Annotated in this window: 16 protein-coding genes; 8 read left to right on the top strand and 8 right to left on the bottom strand. The window is 74.4% G+C overall.

Annotation, left to right across the window (positions count from 1 at the left end):
* Nucleotides 1-7: 7 nt before the first annotated feature.
* Nucleotides 8-1,300, bottom strand: a complete 1,293-nt coding sequence (locus tag ELQ39_RS29185; protein ID WP_242594855.1) for a TerD family protein — start codon at nt 1,298-1,300, stop codon at nt 8-10.
* A gap of 308 nt (nt 1,301-1,608) precedes the next feature.
* Here ELQ39_RS29185 and ELQ39_RS29180 point away from each other — a divergent pair, with 308 nt between their 5' ends.
* The 4 genes from ELQ39_RS29180 (at nt 1,609) to ELQ39_RS29165 (ending at nt 6,200) form a co-directional block, all read left to right on the top strand.
* Complete coding sequence (locus ELQ39_RS29180) at nt 1,609-2,046, top strand: DUF6643 family protein (RefSeq protein ID WP_189905799.1); 438 nt, start codon at nt 1,609-1,611, stop codon at nt 2,044-2,046.
* Between the two features lie 60 nt (nt 2,047-2,106).
* Nucleotides 2,107-2,934, top strand: a complete 828-nt coding sequence (locus tag ELQ39_RS29175; RefSeq protein WP_242594852.1) for an MOSC domain-containing protein — start codon at nt 2,107-2,109, stop codon at nt 2,932-2,934.
* A gap of 85 nt (nt 2,935-3,019) precedes the next feature.
* Complete coding sequence (locus ELQ39_RS29170) at nt 3,020-3,631, top strand: Rv1733c family protein (RefSeq protein WP_225626351.1); 612 nt, start codon at nt 3,020-3,022, stop codon at nt 3,629-3,631.
* Nucleotides 3,632-3,755: 124 nt separating this feature from the next.
* Nucleotides 3,756-6,200 (top strand): right-handed parallel beta-helix repeat-containing protein, encoded by a 2,445-nt coding sequence (locus ELQ39_RS29165; protein ID WP_242594851.1) that lies wholly within the window; start codon nt 3,756-3,758, stop codon nt 6,198-6,200.
* An 18-nt stretch (nt 6,201-6,218) separates the two neighbouring features.
* On the opposite strand, the gene ELQ39_RS29160 is transcribed toward ELQ39_RS29165, so the two are convergent.
* Nucleotides 6,219-8,555 (bottom strand): hypothetical protein, encoded by a 2,337-nt coding sequence (locus ELQ39_RS29160; protein ID WP_399877794.1) that lies wholly within the window; start codon nt 8,553-8,555, stop codon nt 6,219-6,221.
* 288 nt (nt 8,556-8,843) lie between these two features.
* Between ELQ39_RS29160 and ELQ39_RS29155 the strand changes: the two genes are divergently transcribed.
* Both ELQ39_RS29155 and ELQ39_RS29150 read left to right on the top strand, forming a co-directional pair.
* Nucleotides 8,844-9,695 carry a DeoR family transcriptional regulator gene (locus tag ELQ39_RS29155; protein WP_190003797.1) on the top strand — a complete coding sequence of 284 codons (852 nt, stop codon included), beginning with the start codon at nt 8,844-8,846 and terminating at the stop codon, nt 9,693-9,695.
* A 65-nt stretch (nt 9,696-9,760) separates the two neighbouring features.
* Nucleotides 9,761-10,231: an SRPBCC family protein gene (locus ELQ39_RS29150; RefSeq protein ID WP_242594850.1), complete on the top strand. Its 471-nt coding sequence runs from the start codon at nt 9,761-9,763 to the stop codon at nt 10,229-10,231.
* Here the strand turns inward: ELQ39_RS29150 and ELQ39_RS29145 are convergent.
* On the bottom strand, nt 10,205-11,356 hold the full coding sequence (locus ELQ39_RS29145; protein ID WP_190003795.1) for a PLP-dependent cysteine synthase family protein: 1,152 nt from the start codon (nt 11,354-11,356) through the stop codon (nt 10,205-10,207). The genes ELQ39_RS29150 and ELQ39_RS29145 overlap by 27 nt on opposite strands.
* A 324-nt stretch (nt 11,357-11,680) precedes the next feature.
* Between ELQ39_RS29145 and ELQ39_RS29140 the strand changes: the two genes are divergently transcribed.
* A complete protein-coding gene (locus ELQ39_RS29140) occupies nt 11,681-12,004 on the top strand; it encodes a hypothetical protein (RefSeq protein ID WP_190003794.1) in 324 nt (107 codons plus the stop codon).
* Nucleotides 12,005-12,187: 183 nt separating this feature from the next.
* A complete protein-coding gene (locus ELQ39_RS29135; RefSeq protein ID WP_225626348.1) occupies nt 12,188-12,730 on the top strand; it encodes an ATP-binding protein in 543 nt (180 codons plus the stop codon).
* 111 nt (nt 12,731-12,841) lie between these two features.
* Here ELQ39_RS29135 and ELQ39_RS29130 read toward each other — a convergent pair whose 3' ends face one another.
* The 5 genes from ELQ39_RS29130 to ELQ39_RS29110 all read right to left on the bottom strand — a co-directional run bounded on the left by ELQ39_RS29130 (nt 12,842) and on the right by ELQ39_RS29110 (nt 18,235).
* Complete coding sequence (locus ELQ39_RS29130; RefSeq protein WP_242594849.1) at nt 12,842-14,935, bottom strand: peptidoglycan recognition protein family protein; 2,094 nt, start codon at nt 14,933-14,935, stop codon at nt 12,842-12,844.
* Between the two features lie 224 nt (nt 14,936-15,159).
* Nucleotides 15,160-15,426: an SHOCT domain-containing protein gene (locus ELQ39_RS29125; protein WP_006136463.1), complete on the bottom strand. Its 267-nt coding sequence runs from the start codon at nt 15,424-15,426 to the stop codon at nt 15,160-15,162.
* A 173-nt stretch (nt 15,427-15,599) separates the two neighbouring features.
* Nucleotides 15,600-16,019: a PPOX class F420-dependent oxidoreductase gene (locus tag ELQ39_RS29120; protein ID WP_190003790.1), complete on the bottom strand. Its 420-nt coding sequence runs from the start codon at nt 16,017-16,019 to the stop codon at nt 15,600-15,602.
* Between the two features lie 48 nt (nt 16,020-16,067).
* Complete coding sequence (locus ELQ39_RS29115; RefSeq protein ID WP_242594848.1) at nt 16,068-16,964, bottom strand: NAD(P)-dependent oxidoreductase; 897 nt, start codon at nt 16,962-16,964, stop codon at nt 16,068-16,070.
* Nucleotides 16,965-16,996: 32 nt separating this feature from the next.
* On the bottom strand, nt 16,997-18,235 hold the full coding sequence (locus ELQ39_RS29110; protein ID WP_242594847.1) for an ROK family protein: 1,239 nt from the start codon (nt 18,233-18,235) through the stop codon (nt 16,997-16,999).
* Between the last annotated feature and the right edge of the window lie 160 nt (nt 18,236-18,395).

The raw sequence follows: 18,395 nt of genomic DNA, 5'->3' as shown, positions 1-18,395 counted from the left end.
CCGGACGTCACTTGCGGCCTGGCGTCCAGTTCATGCCCCAGCCGTAGGCGTGGTCGACGGTGCGCTGCGGACTGACGCCGCGCTCAGGGACGAGGTAGCGGGCCTCGCGCTGGACGACCAGGTCGCCGCCGTTGTTGGTGATGAGCGCGAGCGCGCACACCGTGGAGGGGACGGTGCACTCGTCGAGTGAGAAGTCGATGGGCGCGCCGTGCTGCGGGCGGAGGGTGACCGTGGCGTGCAGGTCGGCGAAGGAGCGGGCGCCCTCGTAGACGGTGACGAAGACGAGGATGCGCCGGAACTGGTGCTTGTGGTCGAGGTTGACGGTGAGGTTCTCGCCGCGCGCCGAGGCGCCGGTGCGGTCGTCGCCGTCGAGGTGGATGAACGGCGGTTGGTGCAGCGAGCCGAAGGCGTTGCCGAGGGCCTGGACGACGCCCTTCCTGCCGTCGGTGAGCTCCCACAGGGCGCACAGGTCGAGGTCGAGGTCGGCGTGCATGGCGACCGGGCGGCCCAGCTTGGCGGCCCAGCCGGAGAACTGCTTGCGCACCTCCCAGTTGAGGTTGACGTGGAGGGAGCCCGAGGTGCCGCCCTGCTTGGTCAGCGACACGGAGGGCGCCGCCTTGGTGAGCGTCACCTTGGTGAGCCGGACGGGCGCCGGGGGAGCCACGGGCGGAGGCGGAGGCTGCGGCACGGTGACGGGAGGCGCGACCGGCGGGGCGGCCTGGGCCGGAGCCGCCACGGGCGCCACGGGCGCGGCGGGCGCGGCGGGCGGTACGGCGTGCTGCGGTTCGTCCACGGTGATGCCGTAGTCGGTGGCGAGGCCCTCGAGCCCGCTGCTGTAGCCCTGTCCGACGGCGCGGAACTTCCAGGCTCCCTGGCGGCGGTAGAACTCGCCGAGCACGAAGGCGGTCTCGGTGGTGGTGCCGGTGCTGTCGAAACGGGCGGCCACGGTGCCGTTCGCCGCGTCCTTCACCTCGATGGAGAGGTCCGGGACCTGTCCGAAGGTGCCGCCGTCGCTGGAGGCGGCCAGGATGACGGTCTCGACGCCGGGCTCGACGCGCGTGAGGTCGACGAGCAGGGTGTCGGTGACCCGGCCCCCGTCCTGCCGCTTGCCCTCGTGGCGTACGGCGCCGGAGGCGTGGGCGGGCTGGTTGTAGAAGACGAAGTCGGCGTCGGAGCGGACCTTGCCGCCGGACAGCAGCAGCGCCGAGGCGTCCGCGTCGGGCACGCCGGGGCCGAAGCGCCAGCCCACGTCGACCCGCAGTGCCGTGGCCGGCACCGGTGTGTTCGATCCCTTCGACATGGACATGTCCCGCCCCCATCACAGGTCGCCGCGCCGGGCGAAGCCCCGGCGTCCGTCGGTGTGCGTCCGCCCAACCTAATCCCCCACGCGAGGGGCGCCCACGCCCGCGGGCGCTAACCCCTCGCCGGCCACCCCCTGAGACCGCCGGTAACCCCCTTGGAACTCGGCCTTTACACGAAATCCGCGCGACAGTACGCCCGTTTTCCATAAGTTCGCTCGCATTGGGGATCGCCAGTCACCCAGGGCGCGGAAAACAACCCTCTTATCGGTCTCCCCAACCAGCACATCGTGGGCTTAACTTATGTGCCATGACCTCCCCCCGCTCCATGTATGGCGGCGGCTACTCCTCCGCTGCCTTCCCGGACACCCCGATCTACGACTCGCTCGTGGCCGAGCGGGGCACCCCGCAGATCGCCCCGATCCGGGTCCCCGCCGCGTACGAGGCGCCGGCCAGTCACCTGCCCGCGCTCCCCTCGGCGTTGCCGGCCCTGCCGGCGGCACCGTCCCAGCCGTCCTACGGCTACCCCCAGCCCGCCGCGCCGCAGCCCGCCCCGCTCCAGCAGGCGCACACGGCGTACATCCCGCAGCAGGCCACCGCGCCGCGCGGCTACCCCGGCCCCCAGCCGCAGCCGCCGCGCCAGCCGCAGCCCGCCGGGTACGAGGCGATGCGTCCCGCGGCCGCCCCGCGGCCGGCGCCCGCGCCGTACCAGGACCCCTACAACAACCAGCAGTACCGGGGGTACTGAGCGGGCCGAGCCGTGCCGAAAGGGCCCGGTGCCGTCGCCCGGTGATGGCACGATGGGCCCATGGGGAACGCTCGTGTGCGCTCGATCCACGTTCATCCGGTCAAGGCCTTCCGGAGCCTGCCGCTCCGGGAGGTTGTCGTGGAGCGCTGGGGTCCGGCCGGTGACCGGCGCTGGACGCTGATCGACGACGGGGGAAAGGTCGTCACGCAGCGCCGCCACCCACGCCTCGCCCTCGCCGCCGCCGAGCCGCTGCCCGGCGGCGGCGTCGTGCTGTCCGCGCCCGGCCGCGACCCGGTCACCGTGCCCGTGCCGGCGCCCGGCACGACCGTCCCGGCGGACGTCTTCGGCGACAAGGTGGAGGTCGTCCCCGCCGAGGACCCGGCCGTGCACGAGTGGTGCAGCGACTTCCTGGACACACCGGTGCGGCTCGTGCACCTCGACGACCCGGCCGTACGGCGGCCGGTCGACCCCGCGTACGCGCTGCCCGGCGAGACGGTCACGTTCGCCGACGGATACCCGCTGCTGCTCACCGCGACCGCCTCCCTGGACCGGCTCAACTCCCTTGTCGCGCAGGGCGAGCACGCGCATGAGGGCCCGCTGCCGATGAGCCGCTTCCGGCCCAACGTGGTGGTCGAGGGGACGGAGGCGTGGGCGGAGGACGGCTGGAAGCGCGTCACCATCGGCGAGATGACGTTCCGGGTCCCCAAGCCGAGCGGACGGTGCGTGGTCACCACCACCGACCAGGACACCGCCCGCCGCGGACGCGAACCGCTGCACACCCTGGGCCGCCACCGGTCCGCCGGCGGCCGGCTCCTCTTCGGCGTGAACCTGGTGCCCGTCTCCCCCGGCACCCTCCGCGTCGGCGACCCGCTGGAGGTCGTGGCCTGACGCGCGCGGTCGCGCGACGTGGGAACCCGGGTCCGTTCCGGCGCGTTGGGCAGCGTGAGGGATCGGTGAGGGAACCGGGGAGGGGGTGCGTGCCGTGCGGGCGGTCAGCGGACTCTGGCGCTGGCGGCGCAACCCGCTGCGCCGCGCCACCGACCTCGCGGAAGCCTGGCTGGCGCTCGCCGCGCTCCTGCTGGCCACGCTCGCCGCGCCGCTGATCGGCGTTCTGGCCGGAAGCGCCGCGCACGCGTCGCTGCAGCGGTCGGTCCGTGCCCAGCAGCAGTCCCGCCACCTGGTCACGGCCACGGTGGTGCGCGAGCTGGACCCTGCCCCGGCGGCCACGGACCCGGAGCTGCTGGGCGGGGACCCGGGTTCCCGCGTCCTGGCCCGCTGGACCGCCCCGGACGGATCCGGACGGCGGGAGGCCGTGCAGGCGCGACTGCCGGATCCCCGGCCGGGCGACACGTTCCGCATTTGGACCGACGGGCGCGGGGACCGGGTCGCGCGCCCGCTGGAGCAGGGCGCCGCCACGGCCCACGCGGTGCTCGCGGGCGCGGGGGCCGCGCTGCTGGCCGCCGGACTGTTCGAAGGCGGCCGGCGCCTGGTGCTGCGCCGGATGCTCCGCGGCCGGTACGCCCGCTGGGACCGGGAGTGGGGCCGCGTGGGCCCGGACTGGGGCAGGGCGGGCGCCGGCAGCTGACGGCGTTCCGCCTCTGGTCAACTCGCCGCCCCCGCGCACGCTACGGTGGTCCGGCCGAACCGATCGGCGAAGACTCGGACGGGAACGGTCCACAGGTACGACGAGGTGGGGGCACGGCAACACCATGGCACAGGGCACGGTCCAGGTGACGCACACCGGCACATCGAGGTGGCGCCGCCGCACGGGTGAGTACCCATCGCTCGCCGCCGCCCTGGAGGCCGCGGGCGAGGGCGACGTGCTCACCGTCGCTCCCGGCACCTACCGGGAGAACCTCGTCGTACGGCGGGCGGTGACCCTGCGCGGGCCCGAGGGGTCGCCCGGCTCGGTGCGCATCGCGCCGCCGGACGGGGTGCCGCTCACCGTGCGCGCCTCCGCCGTGGTGCTGGACCTGCACGTGGAGGGACAGGACGCCACCGCCCCGGCCGTGCTGGTGGAGGAGGGCACCCCCGAGCTGCGGGACATCCGCGTGGTCAGCCGGTCCGCGGCCGGCATCGAGGTGCGCGGCGCCGCCCGGCCCACGGTGCGCCGGTGCACGGTCGACAATCCGGCGGGCGCCGGCATCGCCGTGGTCGACGGCGGGGGCGGGGTCTTCGAGGAGTGCGAGGTGGTCGCCGCCGGGCAGGCGGGCGTCGCCGTGCGCGGCGGGGGCCACCCCCGGCTGGAGCGCTGCAAGGTGCACCACGCCTCCGGTTCCGGCCTGACCGCGACCGGGGAGAACTCGGCGCTGGAGGCCGTCGGCTGCGAGGTGTACGAGGTGCGCGGCAGCGGGGTGCAGGTGACCGGCCGTGCCACCGCCCACCTCACCGACTGCGACGTGCACCGCACCACCGGGGACGGCGTCACGCTCGACACGGACGCCGTGCTGACGCTGGCCGACTGCCGCATCCACGACATCCCGGAGAACGCGGTCGACCTGCGCTCCCGCTCGGTGCTCACCCTGACCCGCACCACGGTGCGGCAGTTCGGCCGCAACGGTCTGTCGGTGTGGGACCCGGGGACGCGGGTGGACGCCAACCAGTGCGAGATCTTCGACAGCACCGGCGACTACCCGGCGGTGTGGGTCAGCGACGGCGCGACCGCCGTCCTGGACTCCTGCCGGGTGCACGACGTGCCGGACGCGCTGTTCGTGCTGGACCGCGGCTCGCGGGCGGACGTCGTCGACAGCGACCTCTCCCAGGTGCGCAACACGGCGGTGTCGGTGAGCGACGGCGCGACCGCCCAGCTCGACGACTGCCGCATCCGGGAGGCGGCGACGGGCGCCTGGTTCCGTGACCACGGCAGTGGCGGCACCCTGAACAACTGCTCCCTGGACGGCACCCAGACCGGGGTCATCGTCACCAAGGGCGCCGACCCCACCGTCGAGCGCTGCACGGTCGACTCCCCCGCCGAGGCGGGCGTGTACGTGTCCGCGGGCGGCCGCGGCACCTTCGAGCACTGCCGGGTCACCGGCAGCGGCGGCTACGGCTTCCACGTCATCGACGGCAGCCGCACGACGCTGCGCAAATGCCGCACCGAGCGCTGCGCGCGCGGGGGTTACGAGTTCGCCGAGGGCGCCGACGGCACGTCCGGCTCGGGCGGGCCGGTCGTCGAGGACTGCACGAGCGACGAGTCCGGCACTCTGCGCGCCGAACCGCCCGCGCCCGAAGCGGCGGTGCAGACCACCGGCCACACCACGGGGCTGCTGGGCACGGTTCCCGCCCCTGCCGGGGCCGTTGCGCCGCCCGCCCCCGCCGCCGTGCCGGAACCGCGGCGCGAGACACGCACCTCCAAGGACGTCCTCGGCGAACTCGACGCCCTGGTCGGCCTGGAGAGCGTCAAGCGCGAGGTGCGGGCCCTCACCGACATGATCGAGGTGGGCCGGCGCCGGCAGCGGGCCGGGCTGAAGGCCGCGTCCGTCAAGCGGCACCTGGTGTTCACCGGCTCCCCCGGCACCGGCAAGACCACGGTGGCGCGTCTGTACGGCGAGATCCTCGCCTCGCTCGGGGTGCTGGAGCAGGGCCACCTGGTCGAGGTGTCCAGGGTGGACCTGGTCGGCGAGCACATCGGCTCGACGGCCATCCGCACCCAGGAGGCGTTCGAGAAGGCGCGCGGCGGGGTGCTGTTCATCGACGAGGCGTACGCGCTGTCGCCGGAGGACGCGGGCCGCGACTTCGGCAAGGAGGCCATCGACACGCTGGTGAAGCTGATGGAGGACCAGCGGGACGCGGTGGTGGTCATCGTGGCCGGTTACACGGCCGAGATGGAGCGCTTCCTGTCGGTCAACCCCGGTGTGGCGTCCCGCTTCTCGCGGACGATCACGTTCGGCGACTACGGCCCCGAGGAGCTGCTGCGGATCGTGGAGCAGCAGGCCGAGGAGCACGAGTACCGGCTGGCGCCCGGTGCCGCTGAGGCGCTGCTGAAGTACTTCACCGACATCCCCAAGGGGCCCGCGTTCGGCAACGGGCGCACGGCGCGGCAGACGTTCGAGGCGATGGTGGAGCGGCACGCGAGCCGGGTCGCCCAGCTCGACGAGCCCACCACCGACGACCTGACGCTGCTGTACGCGGAGGACCTGCCCGCGCTGCCCTGAGCGCGGGCCGACGGGTCGTCAGGCCGCCGGCCCGGGTCTCCCGGTGCTGCGGGGAGCGGGCACCTCGGGACGCAGCCGGGTGAGCAGGCGCCGGCGTTCCTCCGCGAACTCGGGGTCGGCCCGGTAGTCGGAGTGGCCGAGGATCGGCGCGGGCAGCGGGTGTTCCGCGGTGCGGCCGTAGGCGAGGGGATCCTTCAGCGGCGGGCGGTCCACGTCGGGTCCGCCGTCGCCGGGCAGCCGCACGGGACCGCCGATGGGGTCGGTGCGCCGGTACAGGTTGCGCCAGCAGACGACGTCCCGGTGCAGGGCGTCCAGGGCGTCCGGGCCGAAGTGGGCGGGGAACCAGCGGCCGTACAGCCGCTCCAGCGGGGAGCCGTAGGTCAGGAGGGCGACGCGTCTGCGGGCGGACGGCGGGAGCTGCCAGGCCGCGGCGGCGGCGAGCACGCTGCCCTGGGAGTGCCCGGAGAGCACCAGCCGTCCTCCGGTGGCACGGGTCCAGGTGGCGATGCGCCAGGTCAGGTCGGGCACCGCGCGCTCGGCGTAGCAGGGCGGCGCGAAGGGGTGCGCGGCGCGCGGCCAGAAGGTGCCGACGTCCCACAGGATCCCTATGGTGCGGCGGGCCGAGGCGTCCTTGTAGGCACGGCGGCCCCAGGTGACGAGGAGGACGAAGCCGAGGCCGATCAGCCAGGAGCCGAGGGCCTGCGCGGTCTGCGCGGCGCCGTGCACGACGGGGTGGGCGCCGCGCGCCGCCTCGTCCGGAGTCTCCCCGGTGGCCGTCGCGCCGGCCAGGGCCGCGGCGCCGAGGAGCAGGGTGGCGGCGGAGGTGACGGCGAGGATGCGCGGTCCCCGGTCGGTGAGGGCGGCCATGGCGCGTACGGAGGCGATCCGGCGGGTGCGTCCGGGGTCGCCCGGCTCTCCGGCGTACTCCTCCTCCACGGCGGCGCGTTCGGCACGGGCGAGGTGCCAGGCGCGGCGGGCGAGCCAGCAGCACATGGCGAGGAGCAGCAGGAGCAGCAGGGGGATGACGGACGCCTGCCAGGTGAGCAGCACCGGCGGCCCCGGGATGGAGGCGCGGGTGCCGTCCAGCCAGTCGGACACCCGCTGCGAGACCCCGCCGGACATCACGCCGCCGAGCGCGCAGGCGAGCATGGCGACCGCGGGTCCGGCCAGTCCGCGCAGCGCGGCGCGCCGGTCGGGGTCGGTGCGGTGCAGGGCGTGGGAGACGCAGGCGAGCACGATCACCAGCAGGCCCTGCGCGAAGGTGAGGGCGCCGAAGGTGAGGTTGCCGGGCAGCCTGCCCGCCGACTCCCAGCCCGGCCGCTCCCAGCCGGCGTAGAGGGTGCTGAGGGCGAGCAGGGCGAGGGCGGCGAGGGGCAGCCCTCGCACCAGTGGGCGGTCCGCGTCGCCGTCGAGGCGGTGTTCGCTGCGGCCGCGGCGGCAGACCACCCACACCACCGTGCCCGCCCCGCCGGCCAGGGCGGCCTCCAGCAGCACACCCAGGACGGCGAGGACGGCGGGGCCGCCCGGCTCGCGGTCGTACCGTGCGGCGGCGGAGCCCACGGCCGCGGCGACCGTCAGCAGCGCGGCGGCGGTGTGGGCGGCGCGCAGCCGGGCGCCCAGGCGGCGGCCGTACCAGAAGCCGGGGCGGTTCAGGGCGGTCGGGCCGGTGTCCTCCTCGGCCTCCGAGCCGCCGAGCGGCTGCTGCGACTCGTAGGCGCTCCAGGTGCGCAGGGACAGGAACCACAGCAGTCCGGTGAGGGCGGCGGGCACCAGGGCGGCCAGGGCGAGCCGGCGGCCGGGCGCGCCCCACCAGCCCTCGCCGGGTGACAGGAAGCCGAGCCAGGAGTGCCGGCCGGCGCAGGCGGGCGTGCCCGCGCACTGCCAGGCGGTGAGGTCGAGGGCGACCTCGCAGGCGGCGGCGACGAGCAGCACCGTCAGGCTGAGGCCGGTCAGCCGCACCAGCAGCCCGTACAGCCGGACCGTGCGGCGGCGGCCGTGGGCGCCGGGGCGCATCCAGTGGGCCAGGTTGACCACCATGAACGGCAGGAGCAGCAGCCACAGGGCGCGGGTTCCGTTGCCGGAGGTGAGGTTGCACCAGACGTACGCCTCGGGGACGGGCCCGTCGCGGCGGGCGCCGGTGTCCCGCTCGGCGTCGGCGTCGTCGGCGCGGCGGAACAGGGCGGCGACGTCGTCGCCGGTGACGCGGACCGTGCGCGGGTCGTCGAGCATCTGCTCCGGGGTGGTGCCGCCGACCCCGTGGACCAGGAGTTCCAGCGCGGCCTGGGACCCGGCGGGCCCCTCGCCCGCCGGTGCTCCGCCGTCCTCGGCCGGTCTGTGCTGCTGCGCGTTCTCCACCGTGCGGTCTCCCCTGACGCCCCGTCGGTTCCGTCCGTGCGGGACAGCATCCTCCGCCCCAGGACCGTGTGTGTCCGTCGTCACTCAATCTCCCCGATCCGTGTGATCCGCACGCACCGCACGGGCACCCGGAACCGCCATGTACGCGACGAGCAACCGGTGGCGCCGCCCGGGGTCCGGCATGGGAGGATGGGACGTCCGCGCACCGGTGCCCGGGAGAACGGGGCCCAGGCCGTGGACGCGCGGACGTGTGTCGGACTGCTGTGCGGCGAAAGGACCGGAGCGTACGTGAGCGAGAATCAGAACCTGCTCGCCGAGCAGCGGCGCACCCTGATCCTCGACGAGGTCCGGCGGCGGGGCGGGGTCCGGGTCAACGAGCTGACCCGCAGGCTCGGTGTGTCGGACATGACGGTCCGCCGCGACCTCGACGCACTGGCCCGGCAGGGCGTTCTGGAGAAGGTGCACGGCGGTGCGGTGCCGGTGGTCGAGGCGAGCACGCACGAGCCGGGGTTCGAGGCCAAGTCGGGTCTGGAGCTGACCGCCAAGGAGGACATCGCGCGCGCGGCGGCCGAGCTGGTCCCGCCGGGCGGGGCGATCGCGCTGTCCGGCGGCACGACGACGTTCGCGCTCGCGCACCGGCTGACCGACGTTCCCGACCTCACGGTGGTCACCAACTCGGTGCGGGTGGCGGACGTCTTCCACGCGGCGCAGCGCTCGTCGGGCAGCCGGCAGGGCGCGGCAACGGTCGTCCTGACGGGCGGGGTGCGCACCCCGTCCGACTCGCTGGTGGGGCCGGTCGCCGACCAGGCGATCGCGGCGCTCCACTTCGACCTGCTGTTCCTCGGGGTGCACGGCATATCGGTGGAGGCGGGACTGTCGACGCCGAACCTGGCGGAGGCGGAGACCAACCGGCGGCTGGTGCAGTCGGCCCGCCGCGTGATCGTGGTCGCCGACCACACCAAGTGGGGCACCGTCGGCCTGAGTTCGTTCGCCTCGCTGGAGCAGGTGGACACCCTGGTGACGGACTCCGGGCTGTCCGCAGAGGCCCGCGCGGAGGTGTCCGAGCATCTGCGGCGACTGGTGGTGGCCGGCGAGCCCGAGCAGTCCGAGGACGAGCCGGCTCCGACCGCCGACGTCTGAGCGGGGCGCGGCTCCCCGTACCGTCCGTGACCCGGAACAGCGTGACCTTCCAGGGAGTTGAGCCCATGCCCCACCGTCTGCGCCCCGTGGGGCGGGAGTTCGCCTCGGTCGCCCCCGTGCGCCTGGTCTTCGAGCGGGAGATCTCGGCCGCTCCCCCGGCGGTGTTCGACGCGCTGGCACGGGACGTCACCGGCTGGACGGCGTGGTTTCGTGTGGTCACCCTGGCCCGTCCGCTGGACGGCGGCGCGGGCCGGGAGATCCGGCTCGTGGGCGCGGCCCGGTTCCGCGAGACGGTCCTCGCGGCCGAGGACCCGGAGGTGTACGCCTACCGCGTCGACGTCACCAATGTGCCGGGCGCCCGGGCGATGGCCGAGGAGTGGCGGCTGGGGCCGGCCGGGACGGGCACACGGGTGCGCTGGACGATGGCCGTGGACGGCGTCACGCCGTTCCGCCTGGCGATGAAGGCGGCCCGCCCGGGTCTCGCGGCGGGCTTCCGCGACGCCATGACCTCACTGGACCGCCGGCTCGCGGGGTGACCCTTCGGGCCAGACCCCCGTGCTCAGCAGAAGGTCGATGGCCTCCGCGTACGGCGTCACGTCCAAGCCCTGTTCGGCCAGCCAGGCGTCCGAGTAGTACTTGTCCAGGTAGCGGTCGCCCGGGTCGCACAGCAGCGTGACCACGCTGCCTCGCCTGCCCTCCGCGGCCATCTCCGCCACGATCTTCAGCGCGCTCCACAGCCCGGTGCCGGTCGAGCCGCCCGCCTTGCGGCCGATGACCCGCTCCAGAGCCCGTACGGCGGCGACGGCGGCCGCGTCGGGCACCTTCATCATCCTGTCGACGGCGCCGGGCACGAAGCTCGGCTCCATCCGGGGGCGTCCGATGCCCTCGATGCGGGAAGCGCTGTCGCAGGAGACGTCCGGGTCGCCGGTCGTCCAGCCCTGGAAGAAGCAGGAGTTCTCCGGGTCGGCGACGCAGATGCGGGTGTCGTACTGCATGTAGTGCACGTAGCGGGCGAGGGTGGCGGAGGTGCCGCCGGTGCCGGCGGTGGCGACGATCCACTCCGGCTGCGGAAACCGCTCCCTCCGCAGCTGACGGAAGATCGACTCGGCGATGTTGTTGTTGCCGCGCCAGTCCGTGGCCCGCTCCGCGTAGGTGAACTGGTCCATGTAGTGGCCGCCGGTCTCCGCCGCCAGGGCGGCGGACGCCTCGTACATGGTGCGGGGGTCGTCCACGAAGTGACACCGTCCGCCGTGGAACTCGATCAGGCGGCACTTCTCGGCGCTCGTCGTACGCGGCATGACGGCGATGAAGGGCACGCCGATCAGCTTCGCGAAGTACGCCTCGGACACGGCGGTCGAGCCGCTGGACGCCTCGATCACCGGGCGGCCCGGACGGATCCAGCCGTTGCACAGGCCGTAGAGGAACAGCGAGCGGGCCAGCCGGTGCTTGAGACTGCCGGTGGGGTGGGTCGACTCGTCCTTCAGGTAGAGGTCGATGCCCCACCGCTCGGGCAGCGGGAAGAGCAGCAGATGCGTGTCGGCCGAGCGGTTGGCGTCGGCCTGCACCCGGCGCACGGCTTCTTTCAGCCAGGCGCGGTAGGCGGGGTCGCTGCGGTCGACGTCGAGAGTGGCGCCGGTCGGGGTCTGTTGGGGAGTGCTCACGACTGGGCTCCTTACACTGAGCGCCGACGGCGTCCAGCGCGGCCGACACACCGATCATAAGCACCGTTCGCACCACCTCTCACCTGCATAAACACATCTTTGGCGGCCTGAAAGGCAGTGCTGGGGCGATGGGGGCGCGCGGGTGGGGGCGCATTGGCGCGAGTGCCCCCCGCGCTCCGGCCGGCGGGGGCTCGGGCTCTGGTGCTCGGCGGCGCGTGCGGGCAGACTGCACCGGCGGGAGCAGGGGCACACTTGGTTCTGGACAGTGGCCGGCCCGCGCAGCGCGGTCCGGCACACCGACGCGCACAGAGGGGGCGGGTGGCAATGGCGGAGCCGGAGTTCAAGGCCACGGGCGTGCGGATCGGCCGGCGGCTGCGGTCGCTCACCCGGGCCGGACAGGTCCGGATCAGCGACGGACGGCTGGAGTTGCTCACCAGCTACGGCACCGAGATCGACAGCGCGCCGGTGCAGGCCGTGCGCGCCACGCGGCCCTGGTTCGCGTCCGACGGCCGGGCGCTGGCCGACCTCAACGGCAACCGGTACCTGCTGACCCTCGGGGACCACGACCCGGCGCCCGGGGAGCCCGGCCCGCCCGCGGCCCGCCGATTCATCGAGGCCGTCCGCCGGGCGGCGGGGCGTGGCGCCTGAGATGTCCGCGAGTTGCGCCGTATCCATCACTGGGTCACGCTGTTCTCACGTCACTCTGGGTTTACCGGCGATAACGCTGCGAACCAGCCCGCCGGCCACGACAGCAGGCGGCAGCGTCACGCAGGCACCCTGCTGGATCCGTACTCCGTGTTCTTCCGGACCTCACGTCGGGGAGTCGCAGCCGTGATCAGTCACCCAAGCAGGCACTGCACGGTGGAGCTCCAAGCCCTGCCGTCGCGGATCGGCCAGGTCCGCAGAATCGTCTCTGCGCAGTTGCGCTACTGGCACATGGATTCCCTGATAGACCGGGCCTCGCTCGGTGTGACGGAGCTGTTGTCCAACGTCCACCGGCATGCCCGGCCCGACAAGACGTGCACCGTGGAGATCGAACTGCTCCTCGACCGGCTGAAGGTGTCGGTGCACGACCACGATCCGCGGCTGCCGGTCGTCGCGGACGCCGGACCGCTCGCCACCTGTGGCCGCGGTCTGGCGATGGTGGCCGCCATGAGCGAGAGCTGGGGTGTGCTGCCGGACGACGCGGGCAAGGTCGTGTGGTTCACCCTGCCGACGCCCGCGGCCGCCGAACCGGCCGCCTGGGAGCGGCGCCCGCACCTCACGGCCGCGGCACCCGACCGGCCACGGTTCACGGAGGTCGCACTCGTCGACCACGTGGCCGAGGCCCACCGGCCCGAGCCCGCCCCCGCCCGGTCCGCCGTCCCCGGCTGACCGGGCGGTGACACGACGGGGCGTCGCCGACCGCCGCGGTGTCCGGCGGATCTCACGTCCGCCGGACACCGCAGCCCGGCCGGCTGCCCGAGACGACGGCCGAGGTGACCGCTACCGGATGTAGACGAGGCCGTCCGTGGTGACGGTGGGCCGGCCGCTGGTGCCGACGACCACGATCTTCACGGTGTGCTTGGCGTTGGCCGACCAGGTCTTCGTCCAGATCGCCTGGCGGTAGCTGGTGGCCGCCGACCTCAGGTCCACCGTGGCGGCCTTCACGCCGTCGACGTACACGTACGCCTGCCCCGAACTCGACGCCCGGGAGACCACCCAGGCCGCCGAGCGGCCGGTGAACGTCCAGCTCAGGCTCGCGCCCTTGGAGGCACTGGAGTACGACCTGCCGCCCAGGTAGCTGGTGGAGCTGCGGGTGCTCCAGGTGCCCGTGCGGACCGCCGCACTCTCCTGGAGGATCACCGGGGTGTAGGTGGCCGCCGCGTCGCGGTGGTTGCCGGCGTAGTCGTACGCCCGCATCGACCAGGTGGACGCCGTGCCCGGCTTCGCGGTGCGGTTGGACAGGTAGGCGGCCGCGCTGAACGTGGCGGTCGACGGGGTCAGCAGCTGCACCTGGCGCAGGGCCTGGTCGTCGGTCGCCTTCCAGCGCAGGGTGAGCGGGACGGACCCGGTGCTGACGGTGCCGGCACGGAGGCCGAGCGTCGGCGCGGCGGTGAACACCGGCGCGGTCGTCTCCGCCACGACGGTCAGCGCGTCCGTGGTCGTGACGGCGCCGGACTGGTGCGTGGCGCGCACGCTCACGGTGTGGCTGCCGGGGGTGAGGGTGATCCGCTTGGCGTAGCCCGCGCCCGAGGTGCCGGCGACGGACCGGCCGTCCACGAGCACGTCGTACCTCTTGATCAGCGCGGCCGGCGTGGTGGCCGACCAGCGCACCACCGGCGTGCCCTTGGTGTAGTACGTCGAGCCCTTGGCGGCCGCGTCGGTGAGGGACACGATCCGCAGCCCGTCGACCGGGCCCGCCGCCCAGGTGCGGACGGTCGGCAGCTGGGCGTAGAGGGCGTCGCCCGGGCACTGGGTGAGGAAGCCGTCGCGGTGCCCGGACACCCGCCGGAAGGTGTACTGCTCGCCCGCGGTGAACTGGGTGCCGAAGTAGTTGCGCTGGGTCGCGCCGGCGGTGAGCTGCACGGTGCCGGCCGGGTCCGCGCCGTACTGGCCGAGCTTCCAGGCCGTCACGCGCGCCACGGACGCCAGGGCGGCGGTGGAGGCGGCGCCGCTGACGTGCGAGCCGAGGACGGCGATGCCGGCGGACTCACGGTTGAAGCCGTAGGTGTGGGCGCCGAGCACGGGCCGGTCGATGCCGCCCTTGCGGCCCTCGAAGACCGTGCCGCACTTGTCGACGAGGAAGTTGTAGCCGATGTCGTTCCAGCGCTCGACCTTGGTGTGGTACGCGTAGATGCCCCGCACGATCGCCGGCGACTCCGCGCAGTCGTAGTCGTTGGCGCCGTCGGTGTGGTGCACGAACACCGCCTTCACCTCGGCGTTGTACTCCGACGGGTCGGGGCTCTGCGACTCGTCCGCGCCCCAGTCGGCACGCGAGGTGACGGGCGGCTGCGGCACCGTGGACGGCGGCGCGGTGGGCTCGGGCGACGGGGACGGGGACGGCGACTCGTCCATGGCGAACGCGGCCGGCTCGGGAGCGTCGAGGCGGGTCTCGGCCTCGGTGACCACGCCCGGGTCGACCAGGTTCACCTCGAGGCCCTTGGGCAGCGCGGCGGTGGTGCCGTCCTCATGGACGACGCGGGCCTCCACACCGTCGGAGGGCCCGACCCACAGCGGCTGGGACGCGCCGCGCATGCCGGCCTCGACCTCCTCCGGAGGGGCCGCGTTCAGCTCAAGCGACTGCCAGGCGCCCCACTCACCGGACTCCAGGCCTCGGGTGCGCACCTGCGCGGTGCCCTCCAGCGGCTTCAGCGCCCCGCTCCAGGAGACGCCGACCAGGGAGAACTGCTCGGTCTCCGTGCGGGGCAGCTTGCGCTCACCGGCCGCGGTGCCTTTCAGGGCCAGGCCGTAGACCTCGACCGGCCGCCGTTCCTGCCCGGGTGCGCCGGAATCCGACGGGCTGGCCGTGGCATACGTGACGACGCCCCCTCCCCCGATCAGCACGGCGCCGAGCGTCAGCCACGCCCGGCGTCTCATGCTCAACGGTCTGTACGCGTGCGACACGGCACGACGCCGGCTGCGACGGCTCAAAGAGATCCCCACCCTGAGAAGCGGCCCGGACGGGCCCACGGAAGACACGGCCGCCGCACGGGACTCGTCCGTCCCGTGCGACGCCTCATCTCTTCAGCGCTGTCCGCGCCCCTGCCGTCACAGGGTGGGGCGGTGATGTCGATCACCTCGGCGGGCGGGAGACGTCCGTGTCAGTCGCGTCGCCCGAACTGCTCCTCCAGGACGGACAGCCGACGCCAGTACTCGTCCTCGTCGATCTCGCCGGAGGCGAAGCGGCGGCCGAGGACGGCGAGCGGCGAGTCGTCGCGGGCGGCGGGTCCGTGCGGGCCGCGGCGGCCGCGCCACCCCGTGCGGCGCAGCAGGGTGATGCCGAACCCCACGACCAGGGCCCAGAACAGGGGGAACAGCAGGATCCACGGGCCGGGCCCGCCGTCACCGAAGTGCGCCAGGGTCTGCATGATCGTTCAACTCCTCGGGTGCGGTGTCCCGTCGCCCCTCGGCGACACTTCGAGACTCGCTCCGGGAGGGTGGCCCGGTCGTCGTGCGGGCGGCGGCAGCCGGCGTACCACCCGGGGAGTACGCGGGCGCTACGCGGCTGCCTCCTCGACCTCTCGGGCAGCCGACCGCCGGTTCAGCCGCTCTGGTCGCTGTCCTTCATCGCGCCCCAGCCGTGCCACCGCTCGACCTCGACCCAGGCGCTGACGCGGCGGCGCTCACGGTCGGGGTACGCGTCGCCGCCGTAGTGGCGGGAGAGCCGGTCGATGTCCGCGAGGCCCTCGTCGTCGCGCATCTCGGCGACGCGGCCGATCAGGGTGACGTGCGTGTACCAGTTGTCGGCGTCGAGGACGGTGAGGGTGACGCGCGGGTCGTGGCGGAGGTGGCGCAGACGGACCCGGCCCTCGTCCAGGTTGATCAGGACGCGGCCGTCCTCCCAGAGGTACCAGGTGGGGGTGGAGACGGGCGAGCCGTCGGAGCGGAGGGTGGCCATCACGCACGGGTTGGGCTTGCGCAGCAGCGCCTGAGCCTCCGGCGGCAGTGGGGGCTTGGACACGTGAACTCCTCGCTGAACGGGGGAGAATGAGGGAGTGGGTGGAGGTGGTCAGGTGGCGGACGCGGGCCCGTCGTCGAAGCTCGCGTAGTAGGCGGCGGCCATGTCCTCGTCGCCGTGGCCCTGGGCCGCGGCCCGCTCCAGACGGCGGGCGCTCGCGGCGGCGACGTCGAGGCGGGCGCCGTGGCGCTGACCGGCCCGCACGATGAGCCCGGCGTCCTTGGCGGCGGTCCTGACCGCGAACTGGGCCGGGGACAGCCGCTCCTCGAGGATCAGCTGGGCCTTGGCGTGCAGATAGCCCATGTCGAGCGGTCCGCCGGCGATGAGGCCGAAGAAGTCCGCCGGCCGGACGTCCAGGGCGCGGGCCAGTGCCAGGGTCTCGCCCGCTGCGGCGGTTGCCGCGAGCACCCAGCTGTTGGCGACGAGCTTCAGCCGGGTGGCGGACGCCTCCGCGCCGTCCTCGCCGGTCCACACGGTGCGGGCGCCGACCGCGTCGAACACCGCCGTCACCGCGTCCCGGCCCTCGCCGGGGCCGGCGGCGAGCACCGTGAGCTGCCCTTCCTCGGCGGGCTTGCGGGTGCCGAGGACGGGGGAGTCGTAGAAGCGCAGGCCGTGGTCGCGGGCGAACGCGGCCATCCCGGCGACGTCCTCGATGCCGCTGGTGGTGCACTGCGCCCAGACGGCTCCGCGCGGCAGGGCCGGGGCGGCGGCGCGCATCGTCTCCAGGGTGACGGGGCCGTCGTACAGCATGGTGAGGACCACGTCGGCGGACCCGACCGCCTCGGCGGGGGTGCCGGCGACGTGGGCGCCGTCGGCGGCCAGCGGGTCGGCCTTGGCACGGGTGCGGTTCCACACGCGGACGGTGTGCCCCGCCCTCAGGAGGTTGCGGGCCATCGCGGCACCCATGATGCCGGTGCCCAGGACGCTGACGGTGAGCGTGTCGGTCATACGGTCGGCCTTCTGTCGAGCGGTCGTCGTCCTTACGCCAGTGCCCCCAGAGGATCGTCCAGCACCGGCTGCCAGGCCAGCTCCGCCGCGCCGACCAGACTGTTGTGGTCCAGCGTGCAGGCGAGGATCGGCACCCCGCCACTGCGGCCCCACAGGCTGCGGTCCGCGACGACGGCCCGCAGCCGGTCGGGGTCGGCCTCCAGGAGGGTGCGGTGCAGCCCGCCGAGGATGATCCGGTCGGGGTTGAGGATGTTGACCAGCCCGGCCAGTCCGAGGCCGAGCCGGTCGATGAGCTGTTCGGTGGCGGTGCGGACCCGCGGGTCGTCGTACTGGCCGCGGATCAGGTCGTCGGCCTGTCTCAGCAACGACATCTCGGGGCCCGGGTCGCGGCCGGCCGCGGTGAGCAGGGCCAGCGGGTCCGCCTCGACGTCGAGACAGCCCCGGCTGCCGCAGTGGCAGGGCCGGCCGTCGGGGTTGACCGCGAGGTGCCCGACCTCCAGGGCGAGACCCGAACTGCCGGTGTGCAGACGGCCGTCGAGGACCAGCGCGCCGCCGACGCCGCGGTGGCCTGTGGCCACGCACAGCAGGTCGCGGGAGCCCCGCCCGGCGCCGTGCCGGTGTTCGGCGAGCGCGGCGAGGTTGACGTCGTTGGCGGCGAACGCGGGCCCGTCGAGGCCGGCGGCGCGCACCTGCCCCGCGAAGATCTCCCGCACCGGGGCGCCGGCGGGCCAGGCCAGGTGCAGCGGGTTGAGCGCCAGCCCTTCCGGTTCGGCGACCGCCGACGGCACGGCGAGCCCTGCGCCCACGCACCGTCGTCCGGTCTCCCGCAGCAGTTCCGCGCCGGCCGCGACGACGGAACCGAGCACCTTCGCCGGATCGGGGTCGACGACCTCGCGGCCGTGTGCGGTGGCGACGATCCGGCCGCCGAGGCCGACCAGGGCGGCGCGGAAGCCGTCGGCGTGAATCTGCGCGGCGAGCGCCACGGGCCCGTCCTCGGCGACGGACAGCCGGTGCGAGGGGCGTCCCTGGGAGCCGGCGGCCGCGCCGGGCCGGGCGTCCACGCGGATCAGTCCGAGCGCCTCCAGTTCGGCGGCCACCGCTCCGGCCGTGGCGCGGGTGACGCCGAGCTCCGCGGTGAGTACGGCGCGGGTCGGGGCGCGTCCGGTGTGCACCAGCTCCAGCGCGGGTCCGAGCGCCCCGCGTCCCCGGTCGAGCCGCGTCCTCGAGGTGGTCCCTTCCCCCGCCGGCCGGGGGTCCGCCTTCCCGCTCATGGGGGCGAGTCTCCCATGATCCGCAACGCCGGCGGACGACAGGCCGCTCACGTGCGGAACCCGGCCGGGGTGCGCGGGGCGTACGGGGTGTGTGCCCCGGCGTCCGCGCCCGTGCGCCGCGCCGGGACGGTCCGGGGCTCGGCTAGCCTGGCAGCACGAT

It is taken from the genome of Streptomyces sp. GB4-14, from assembly GCF_022696125.1.
GTDB classification, from domain to species: domain Bacteria; phylum Actinomycetota; class Actinomycetes; order Streptomycetales; family Streptomycetaceae; genus Streptomyces; species Streptomyces werraensis.
Note: the sequence above shows the minus strand (reverse complement) of the source record. Positions and strands in the feature narration are given on the sequence as shown.

What these genes read in the sequence shown, in the direction of transcription:
- ELQ39_RS29185 (WP_242594855.1), bottom strand. Translation starts at nt 1,300, where the DNA reads ATGTCGAAGGGATCGAACACACCGGTGCCGGCCACGGCACTGCGGGTC.
- ELQ39_RS29180 (WP_189905799.1), top strand. Translation starts at nt 1,609, where the DNA reads ATGACCTCCCCCCGCTCCATGTATGGCGGCGGCTACTCCTCCGCTGCC.
- ELQ39_RS29175 (WP_242594852.1), top strand. Translation starts at nt 2,107, where the DNA reads ATGGGGAACGCTCGTGTGCGCTCGATCCACGTTCATCCGGTCAAGGCC.
- ELQ39_RS29165 (WP_242594851.1), top strand. Translation starts at nt 3,756, where the DNA reads ATGGCACAGGGCACGGTCCAGGTGACGCACACCGGCACATCGAGGTGG.
- ELQ39_RS29150 (WP_242594850.1), top strand. Translation starts at nt 9,761, where the DNA reads ATGCCCCACCGTCTGCGCCCCGTGGGGCGGGAGTTCGCCTCGGTCGCC.
- ELQ39_RS29140 (WP_190003794.1), top strand. Translation starts at nt 11,681, where the DNA reads ATGGCGGAGCCGGAGTTCAAGGCCACGGGCGTGCGGATCGGCCGGCGG.
- ELQ39_RS29130 (WP_242594849.1), bottom strand. Translation starts at nt 14,935, where the DNA reads ATGAGACGCCGGGCGTGGCTGACGCTCGGCGCCGTGCTGATCGGGGGA.
- ELQ39_RS29125 (WP_006136463.1), bottom strand. Translation starts at nt 15,426, where the DNA reads ATGCAGACCCTGGCGCACTTCGGTGACGGCGGGCCCGGCCCGTGGATC.
- ELQ39_RS29115 (WP_242594848.1), bottom strand. Translation starts at nt 16,964, where the DNA reads ATGACCGACACGCTCACCGTCAGCGTCCTGGGCACCGGCATCATGGGT.
- ELQ39_RS29110 (WP_242594847.1), bottom strand. Translation starts at nt 18,235, where the DNA reads ATGAGCGGGAAGGCGGACCCCCGGCCGGCGGGGGAAGGGACCACCTCG.